This is a genomic window from uncultured Thiocystis sp. (assembly GCF_903866365.1).
Classification (GTDB): Bacteria; Pseudomonadota; Gammaproteobacteria; order Chromatiales; family Chromatiaceae; genus Chromatium.
Map to the genome: position 1 here is coordinate 1 of NZ_CAIPNF010000046.1, position 8,969 is coordinate 8,969.

General features: G+C 61.0%; 10 protein-coding genes. 4 read left to right on the plus strand and 6 right to left on the minus strand.

The features are described 5' to 3' along the window. The 4 genes from QZY07_RS02675 to QZY07_RS02690 all read left to right on the plus strand — a co-directional run. Window positions 1-2,506, plus strand: a 2,506-nt coding sequence (locus QZY07_RS02675; protein ID WP_295399557.1) for an OB-fold nucleic acid binding domain-containing protein, incomplete at its 5' end; no start/stop codon positions are given. Between the two features lie 159 nt (window positions 2,507-2,665). After that, the gene (locus QZY07_RS02680) at window positions 2,666-2,947 is read left to right on the plus strand and encodes a hypothetical protein (protein ID WP_295399558.1); all 282 of its coding nucleotides are present in this window, start codon (window positions 2,666-2,668) and stop codon (window positions 2,945-2,947) included. 1 nt (window position 2,948) lies between these two features. Further along, a complete protein-coding gene (locus QZY07_RS02685; protein WP_295399559.1) occupies window positions 2,949-3,299 on the plus strand; it encodes a type II toxin-antitoxin system PemK/MazF family toxin in 351 nt (116 codons plus the stop codon). A 92-nt stretch (window positions 3,300-3,391) separates the two neighbouring features. Then, on the plus strand, window positions 3,392-4,726 hold the full coding sequence (locus QZY07_RS02690; protein ID WP_295399560.1) for a paraquat-inducible protein A: 1,335 nt from the start codon (window positions 3,392-3,394) through the stop codon (window positions 4,724-4,726). Between the two features lie 108 nt (window positions 4,727-4,834). Here the strand turns inward: QZY07_RS02690 and QZY07_RS02695 are convergent, their stop codons facing one another. From QZY07_RS02695 to QZY07_RS02720, 6 genes are all read right to left on the minus strand, one after another. Continuing rightward, window positions 4,835-5,308, minus strand: coding sequence for a Na+/H+ antiporter subunit E (locus QZY07_RS02695; RefSeq protein ID WP_295399561.1), 474 nt, complete (start codon window positions 5,306-5,308; stop codon window positions 4,835-4,837). Continuing rightward, complete coding sequence (locus tag QZY07_RS02700) at window positions 5,309-5,701, minus strand: 4Fe-4S dicluster domain-containing protein (RefSeq protein ID WP_295399562.1); 393 nt, start codon at window positions 5,699-5,701, stop codon at window positions 5,309-5,311. A 115-nt stretch (window positions 5,702-5,816) separates the two neighbouring features. Then, window positions 5,817-6,947 carry an NADH-quinone oxidoreductase subunit D gene (locus QZY07_RS02705; protein ID WP_295399563.1) on the minus strand — a complete coding sequence of 377 codons (1,131 nt, stop codon included), beginning with the start codon at window positions 6,945-6,947 and terminating at the stop codon, window positions 5,817-5,819. Next, entirely contained in the window at window positions 6,944-7,507 is a 564-nt protein-coding gene (locus QZY07_RS02710) for an NADH-quinone oxidoreductase subunit C (RefSeq protein ID WP_295399564.1), read from the minus strand. Before QZY07_RS02710 ends, QZY07_RS02705 begins: the two co-directional genes overlap by 4 nt. Continuing rightward, complete coding sequence (locus QZY07_RS02715; protein ID WP_295399565.1) at window positions 7,507-8,139, minus strand: NADH-quinone oxidoreductase subunit B; 633 nt, start codon at window positions 8,137-8,139, stop codon at window positions 7,507-7,509. Before QZY07_RS02715 ends, QZY07_RS02710 begins: the two co-directional genes overlap by 1 nt. A 3-nt stretch (window positions 8,140-8,142) precedes the next feature. Continuing rightward, the coding region (locus QZY07_RS02720; protein ID WP_295399566.1) for a complex I subunit 1 family protein at window positions 8,143-8,969 on the minus strand (827 nt) is incomplete at its 5' end.

Here is an 8,969-nt window from a genome sequence, read left to right on the forward strand (position 1 = left end):
GGAGGGGTTGGCCCGCAACGCCGGCAAGCATGCCGGCGGCGTCGTCATTGCGCCCACCAAGCTGACCGACTTCGCGCCGCTCTACTGCGAGCCGGGCGGGGCGAATCTGGTCACCCAGTTCGACAAGGACGACGTCGAGCAAGTCGGTCTGGTCAAGTTCGACTTTCTGGGACTGCGCACGCTCACCATCATCGACTGGGCGCTCAAGACCATCAACCCCATCCGCCTGGCCCAGGGCGAGCCGCCGGTCGAGATCGACCGTATCGACGCGCACGACGAACGCGCCTTCAACCTGCTCAAACAGTGTCAGACCACCGCCGTGTTTCAGCTCGAATCGCGCGGCATGAAAGAGCTGATCAAGAAGCTCCAGCCCGACAACTTCGGCGACATCACCGCGCTGGTCGCGCTGTTCCGACCCGGTCCGCTGCAATCGGGCATGGTCGACGACTTCATCAACCGCAAGCACGGGCGCGCCGACGTCGCCTATCCGCATCCGGACCTGGAGCCCGTCCTCAAACCGACCTACGGCATCATCCTCTATCAGGAGCAGGTGATGCAGATCGCGCAGGTGCTGGCGGGGTATTCGCTGGGCGGGGCGGATTTACTTAGGCGCGCCATGGGAAAAAAGAAGGCATCCGAGATGGACAAGCAGCGGGCGATCTTCGAGCAGGGTTCGGTCGCGCGCGGGATCGATGCGTCGGTTGCGACGTATATCTTTGATTTAATGGATAAATTTGCGGGGTATGGATTTAATAAGACCCTACGCCGTCTCACAAAAATCCGCACGCTAACCAGCGATAAACACATCGAAGACTGCCGATCTGGCGATGTTGTTTTTAGCATGAATCCCGATGGCAGTCTTGTGCAATCCACCGTGCTTGCTCTGCATGATCATGGGCAAGTTCCTTTATGGTTAGTGGAATTCGACGATGGTACAAGCGAGCAATGCACCCTCGATCACAAATGGCTGACCGATGACGGGCAAGTTCCGCTCTGGAAAATCCTGCAAACGAATGAGCGCGTGTGGGGGACGGATCCCGCTGTTCGAGAACAGGGACAAGGCGAGTTGGCAAGGCGTTTGGTGTTTCGGCAGCCTGTACGAGCCACTTTCGTGGGATGGCATCAAGGTTACGATCTCGAAGTAGACCATCCCGAACACAATTTTCTGCTTGCGTCGGGTCTGTGTTGCTCTAACTCCCACTCCGCCGCCTACGCCCTGGTCAGCTACCAAACCCTCTGGCTCAAGGCCCACTATCCGGCGGCTTTCATGGCGGCCGTGCTCTCCGCCGACATGGACAACACCGACAAGGTGGTGACCCTGATCGACGAGTGCCGGGCGATGAAGCTCCGGGTCGAGCCGCCAACCATCAATCGTTCCGCGTACCGTTTCACCATCGCCGACGCGGGGACCGTCATTTACGGCATGGGCGCGATCAAAGGGGTTGGCGAGGCGACGATCGAATCCATCCTGGAGGTGCGCGCGGCGGGCGGGGATTTCCGCGACCTCTGGGATTTCTGTCGTCGGATCGACCTGCACAAGGTCAACCGGCGCGTGCTGGAGGCGTTGGTTCGCGCCGGCGCGTTGGACGGACTCGGTCCCAATCGCGCGACCCTGATGGCGCAACTGCCCCTGGCGCTCAAGACCGCCGAGCAGCACAACGCCACCCAGGCCGCGGGGCAGACGGATCTCTTCGGCGCGCTGGAGCCGACCGCCGCGCCTCCGCTGGATCCGCAGTTGGCGAGCGAGATCCACGCCGATTGGGAGGACGAGCAACGACTCCAGGGCGAGAAAGAGACGCTTGGGCTCTATCTGACCGGTCACCCCATCGACCGTTACGAGGCCGAGCTCAAGGCGATGGGCGGCGCCCGCATCGCCCGACTGCTGGAGACCGACCGGGAGTTGGGGCGGCGGGATCGGCGCGATCGCGAGAAGCGTACCGTGGTGGGTCTGGTGGTCAGCGTGCGTCATGGCAAGACCCCGCGCGGGCGCATGGGCTCGGTGCTGCTCGATGACCGCACCGGGCGCATCGAGGCGACCGTCTTCTCCGAGCTTTACGATCAGTTCCGCAATCTGCTGGTTCCGGATCAACTCCTGAGCATCGCCGGGAGCTTGAATTTCGACGAGTTTCGCGATGCCTGGACGTTGCGCGCCGACGCCGTGCGCACCTTCGAGCAGGCGCGGGAGTCGGCGGCGGATCATCTGGCCCTGATCCTGGATCTCTCGGACCCGGCGGATTATGCCCAGGGCGCCGCGCGGATCGAGTCGCTGCGGGAGGCGCTTGCCGCCTTCCACGATGGCGATCTGCCGGTGCGTCTGCGGTATCGCCGGCCCGGCGCGGTCGGCGATCTGGTGCTGGGCAATGCCTGGCGCGTGCAGCCGGCGGATGCCTTGCTGAAGCGATTGCGGCAACTCCTCGGGTCGGATGCGGTGAAGGTTTCCTATGAGCGGATCCTGCTTTCCGCGCCGATGCCGGAGACGCAGATGCGTCGTCTCGCGTCCGTTTAAGGTGGTTTCCTGAAAAATGGTCAGATTTTCAGCCGATGACTGCGTGGCGGTGCCTCGGCGCGCAAGCGCTCCAAGTCGTCGAGCAGCAAGGCTCATGCTTGGCTTTGTAACTACAATGGCTATACTTGCCAGCCAATGCGACCCCGATGAGGTGATGACATGAGTGCATCGTCCCCTGTCCGTTTTGAGGGTGTTGTCCAGCCGTGGGGCAACAGCCTCGGCCTGCGGATTACCCGCCCCGTCAGCGAGCTAGCCAACTTGAAACGAGGTGCCAAGGTCATGATCGAGATCACCGAAGAAGGACTGCTGATCCGCCGTCAGCCCACGGAGCGTCGCCACCCGCTACCCTTCACCGAAGCCACGCTCCTCGATGGCCTCACCCCTTACACGGCCCATGCCGATGAGCTGCCGACCCTCATCGTCTCCGAGCACGATCATTAAAGTGGCCGCCGCTTACATCCCTGCCCGCAACGACATTGTCTGGCTCGATTTCGAGCCTCCCAAAGGCCGAGAAATTGGCAAGTACCGGCCGGCCCTGGTGCTCTCCAGCCAAGCCTATCACCAACAAACCGGACTGCTGATCTGCTGCCCGATCAGCACCAGCATTCGCGGCGCGCCAACCGAGGTACCCGTGCATAACCTCGACCAGCCATGCGTCGTGGCGGCCAACCTGATTCACACCATGGACTGGAAAGCGCGCCAGGTCAAAAAGGCCGTCGAGGGTGAGCACGGACTGATGATGGATGTTCTGGCGCGCCTGATTCCTCTGATCGGTGCGGATCTGCTGCTATAGACTGAGGTTCCCTCGGGTCTTCGTCTTCCAAGCGCCTAAACCGCGCATCGCCGAGCGCCGTGGATGGTTGCAATGTCACGAAGGATGTCTACATGTCGGGATTTTTCATCGTCAAACGCCTGTTCGCCATTTTCCTCTTCAGTGCGGCGGTCGCCCTGCTGGTGCATCTGATCGGCGATCTGAACCGGGTCAAGACCCTCAAGACCGATCTTGCCGAGATCGAGAGCGTTCGGTATGGCCTGCTGGATGCCGATCAATGGGTGTCGAAAATCTCGGCCATCGTCGAGCGCCGGGTGAGCGAATTCGAGCTGACGGCGGAGAATCGGCCACGCATCAAGAAGGCCGTGGAGCAGGTGCTCGAAACCATGCTGGTCGAGATCGAGCGCTATCTGCGTCAGCGGAACCTGAGCGGCGGCGGTACCTGGATGGATCAGCTTCAGGGTGTGCTGCAGCAGGGCGTTCAGGATCTGCTGATCGATTTCAGGAAGTTGCGCAAGAAGATCCCGCAATACGCCGATGCGGTGGTCGAGCAACTCGGCAAGCCTGCGGCGAAAGAGGAGATCAAGACGCAGGTGCTTGGTTTGCTGCGCCAATCGGCCGATTCGACCTTTGCCCGAACCGACCGCGCGCGTCTGGAGGCGGTGTTCGTGCGTCAGGGTTGCGTCGATTCAACGGCTTGTTCAGCGAAACTGGAGACACGGATCGAGGCGGCGCGGTTGCCGATGCTTCAGCAACTCGCGGGGTTGGCGGCTCTGGTGGCGGGGTTGTTTTTGGTCTGCCTGAGCGGGTCGGCGCGCGTCGCCAAGGATACCGACCTGACGGTCGGATCGCGGCGGGGCAGGGGGGGATTCGATTCCTTCAAACTTCTGCTGCTGACCGGGGCGATTCTGATCCTGCTCGTGGGCGGTCTGCTCACGCCGATGATCGAGATCGATGCCCGGATCGGCGAATTGCGTCTGGAATTTCTGGGCGAGCCTCTCGTTTTTACGAATCAGGTACTGTATTTCCAGAGCAAGAGCATCTTCGATGTGGTGCGGATCCTGGCGGAAACCGGGGCCGCCGATATGCTGCTGGTGGCGGTGCTGATTACCCTGTTCAGCGTTATTTTTCCCGCGCTTAAGCTGATCGCGACCTATGTCTATTTCTACGATGTCAGGCAGGCGCGCGGATCGGGTTGGGTTGGGTTTTTCGCGTTGCGCTCCGGTAAATGGTCGATGGCGGACGTGCTGGTGATCGCGATCTTCATGGCGTACATCGGGTTCGATGGGTTGGTGGCGAGTCAGCTTGGCAGTCTGGGGCGGGTTGGCGAGGGAGTGGATCTGTTGACGACCAATGGGACGTCGCTGGAGCCGGGGTTTTATCTGTTTCTGTCCTTCGTGCTGGCAAGTCTGCTGTTGTCGGCCATGCTGGAGAAGGAATTCGCTTAAACCACGTTCGGCAGTGCCGATTGATCGTCGGCTGCCCCGCCCAGCCTGCCGACGGAACGTCTGCAATCCCAGGGCCGATAACCTGTCGGCGCTTCCAGGACGGTCTATTCAGATCCGTGTAATTGCCCGTTCCATCTCACCCTTGATCGTCTCGCCCGCACGCTCGGGATCGGCATCCTCGACCGCGATCCAGTGGATGTAGATGTCCTGATTGTCCATCTCCAGCGTGATGGTGCCGGGCGTCAGGGTGATGCTGTTGGCGAGGATGAGACGTTGATAGGGAATGGTCAGCTTGGTTGGGACTCGCACGATACCGGGGTTGATTGGCAGCCTGGGGTTCAGCACCCGGCTGGCGACATCGATGTTCGCAAGGACCAGCGCCTTTAAAAAGACCGGGAAATACGTCAGGAGTCCAATGATGCTCCAAGGCCGGTTTTCCGCGTTGACGGCTCGCGCCGGAATGGTCAGCCAGACGAGGGCCGCGGAGATGATGGCCCCTGCCAGCAGTTCCTGCGGATGGAATGAGTTGGTCAGACCCAGCCAGACGATGAAGAGAACAAAACCCCATTGAATTCGTTGCATTTATTGATCCTTCGGCATGTACAGGAAACTCCCGGCATCCTCGCTGGCATAGATGCAGTCGCTTTCGAGACGCAGCGAGTCCGGGCCGCAGACATCGGTGCAGAGACCGCACCAGCAGCAGCGGCCGTAGTCGATCCGGGGCACCAATCCGCTGGCGTTCTTGGGGTTAATCTCGCCCACGGCCTCGACCATGTCGATGGCCTCGTTCATGCAGATATCCTGACAGTTCCCGCAACCCACGCAGAGACTGAGCGTGTTGAGGTGAAAACCGCGATAGCCCTCGACATCCTGACGTTTTTCGACGGGATAGTTCAGGGTGTAGGGCTGCTTGACGCTGAACTTGAGCGCGCTGAAGGGCTGAATCAGCCCCTTTAGATCGATATTCCAGGCCATGATGATTTCACCTTGGAGTGTTTGGAGTCGTAGGATGGGCAAAGCGTAGCGTGCCCATCTTCAAAACTTCGGAGCGTCAATGATGGGCATGCTGCGCTTTGCCCATCCTACCGGTTTAACGTTCGATCTCCGGCGGACAGATCCCCAGCGAGTTCATGATCAGCGCGACATCCGACAACTGCGCGCCGACCAGCAGCGGTTCCAGCAGGGTGTAGGCATGGACGATGGACGGGCCGCGAACTTGCAGCCGGCGCAGATATTCGCTGTCGTCGCCGGCCATGTAATAGCTGAAGGCGCCGCGCGCGGATTCGGTCTGCACAAAGGTCTCGCCCCGGGGGAGCTTGAACTTGCGGTGCTTGGGCAATTTGCATTGAATCTCGCCCGCCGGCATCCGGTCGACGACCTGTCTCAGGATGCGGATGCTTTGATCCATCTCGGCGCGGCGCACCAACGCACGGGCATAGGCGTCGCAGCCGGTTTGGGTGGGCACATCGAACTCAAGCTGATCGTAGACCAGATAGGGCGAATCCCGGCGCACGTCGCGTGGGATGCCGCAGCCACGGATCACCGGGCCGGTATAGCCGTTGGCGATGGCCTCGTCGCGCTTGACCACGCCGACGTTTTGCAGCCGTTTCTTCACCCCGGCGTTGTCGAAAAAGATGCGGTCGTATTCGGGCAGGCGACGTTCCAGCGTGTCGAGCAGATCGCGCAGACGGTCAAGAAAGCCATCCGGCAGGTCGCGCTTGACGCCGCCCGGATAGATGTACATGTGGTACACCCGCCCGCCGGTCAGTTGTTCGAACAGATCCAGGATGAAATCGCGCTCGCCGACCGCCCATTGCGGGACGACTTCATGCCCGATCGAGCCGCCCTGACCGGCCATCCAGAGATAATGGGCCTGGAGTCGCGCCATCTCCAAGACCATGACGCGGATATACTTGGCCCGCTCGCTGATCGTCAGCCCAGCCAGTTCCTCGATGCCGCGCGCGAAATTCTCTTCGTTGGGGTCAGGCTCGGGGACGCAGATCCGGCAGACGATGGTGAACGCCTGAATCGCCGTGCGCCGCTCGATCATTTTCTCGAAGCCGCGATGCAGATAGCCGACATGGGTGGTAGCCTTGACGATGGTTTCGCCGTCGAGGTCCAGTTCCATGCTCATGTTGCCGGTGACGCCGGGATGCTGCGGGCCGTGAAAGATCTTGATGGTGCCGTCGGCGACTCTCTGGTCCTGGACTGGATCGTTCATGATGACTCTCCGCCGGACGGCTGGACTTTGCTGGCCTTCTTGGACTCCTTGAGTTTGCGGATCGCTTCCCGAACGTCCTGATTGTCCTCGCGACCCTCGCGCATCGGATAATTCTCCTGCACGAATTTCAGCGTATCGAACTCGCGCCGCATGGGCGGGGTGTGGGTCCAGCCCTCCAGCATGAAATCGCCAAGGCTGGGATGGCCGACGATGGGAATACCGAACATCTCGTGCAGTTCGCGCTCGAAAATCTCGGCTTGGGGCCAGAGCGGGATGCAGGTCTCCAGGTCATCGCCCTCGCGGCCGATGTGCGTTTGCACCCCGAGGACACGGTCGCGCCCGGCGGTTTCGAGCAGATAGGTCAGACCGAAAACCTCGTCCTCGATCCAGTCGGCGCAGGCAATGGTCGTGAGCGTCACGAAGCCCTGTCCCTGTTTGAGCAGGACGAGCAGCGAAAAGAGCTGGGCCTTGGGGACGCGCAGGAAGGCCAGGCGCTCGCCGCGCTGGGTCTGCGCGAGGATCTCGAAGCCCTGAAGCCGTGGCAGGAGTGCGTCCAGCATCAGGCGAGGTCTCCGGTGTGATACCAATCGTAGGTGTAGTCGGGTGGCATGTTGTCGCCGAGCACCTTGCGCTGATTGGCCTTGTACCAGTCGATATTCTCGCGATAGCGCGCGTAACCGCCTTTGTCGCCGCGCTTGATCCGCTTTTGCAGGGCCACGAAGCCCTCGATCAGCGCCTCGGGCCGCGGCATGCAGCCGTTGATGTACATATCGACCGGAAGATACTGGTCCAACTGTTTGATGGTGTTGTAGGAGTCCCAGTACATCCCGCCGTTGATCGCGCAACTGCCGAGCGCGATGACGTATTTCGGTTCCTGCATCTGTTCGTAGCTGCGGATGACCCGCTTGAGGGTCTTGATCGCGAGATAGCCGCTGACCACCAGCACGTCGGCCTGGCGCGGGGTGGGCGCGCCGATGATCCCGAAGCGTTCGGCGTCGAAGCGGCTGGTCATGAGCGGACGCATCTCGATCGCCCCGCAGCCGGTACCGTAGGCGAGCACGAACAGGCTGCGCTGACGAAACCAGGCGACCAGCCGGTCAAGGATGCCCTGTTGAGCATTGTCCTGGCCCACGGCGTCTTCCAGCATCCGCTGCTCGCACTGAAATCCCTCGCATTCGTTCTTGTGATACATCGCTTAACTCCAGGGCAACCAGACGGTTGCGATGACCCCAATGACACCCAGCGCGAGGGGGATTTTCCAGAAAAAATCCACCGTCTGCTCGGTCTTGAGGCGCGGAAAGGTCAGACTGATCATGGCGGTCAACAGAAAGAGCGCGAACGCCTTGACAAGCAAAATCGGTACCGTCGTGGCGCCGCCCAGAAAGAGATCGACGATCAGCACCAGCTTGGCGACGGTCATCATCATGTTCTGGGTCATGAGGATGCCCAGCAGCCGCCCGCCGAATTCGACTCGCGGTCCGGCATAGACCTCGACCGGCGCGCCGACGACATCGAAGGGCGAGGCGTTCTGACTGGCGATGAAGGGCAACAGCATGACGATGAAGGCAATCGGATTGGTGAACAGGTTCCAATTGGCGATACCGTCCTGCGCGGCCATGATCACATGCACCGAGGCGCTCTGGTGTTGCAGCATTACCAGGGACAGACCGAGAAAAAACGGCACTTCAAGCCCCATCAACCGGGTGAGACCGCGGGTCACGCCCATCACGCCGTAGGGGTTGCCGCTGGAGCCGACGGCGAGGGCGTTCCCGAGCGGGCCGACGACCAGCAGATAGATGATCAGGATCAGGTTGCCGGATTGCGAAAAGCCCTGGAGCCAGATGGAGTCCTTCAGGAAGGGGACGAAGAGCACCGTGGTGATCGCCCCCGCCATGATGATCATGGGACCAAAGAAGAACATGGCGCCATGACTGAGGGTCTCCGACTTGAACAGAAGCTTCATGTTGTCGAAGAAGTTCTGCCAGATGCTCGGCCCCCAGCGGCGCTGGACGCGAGCGTTGA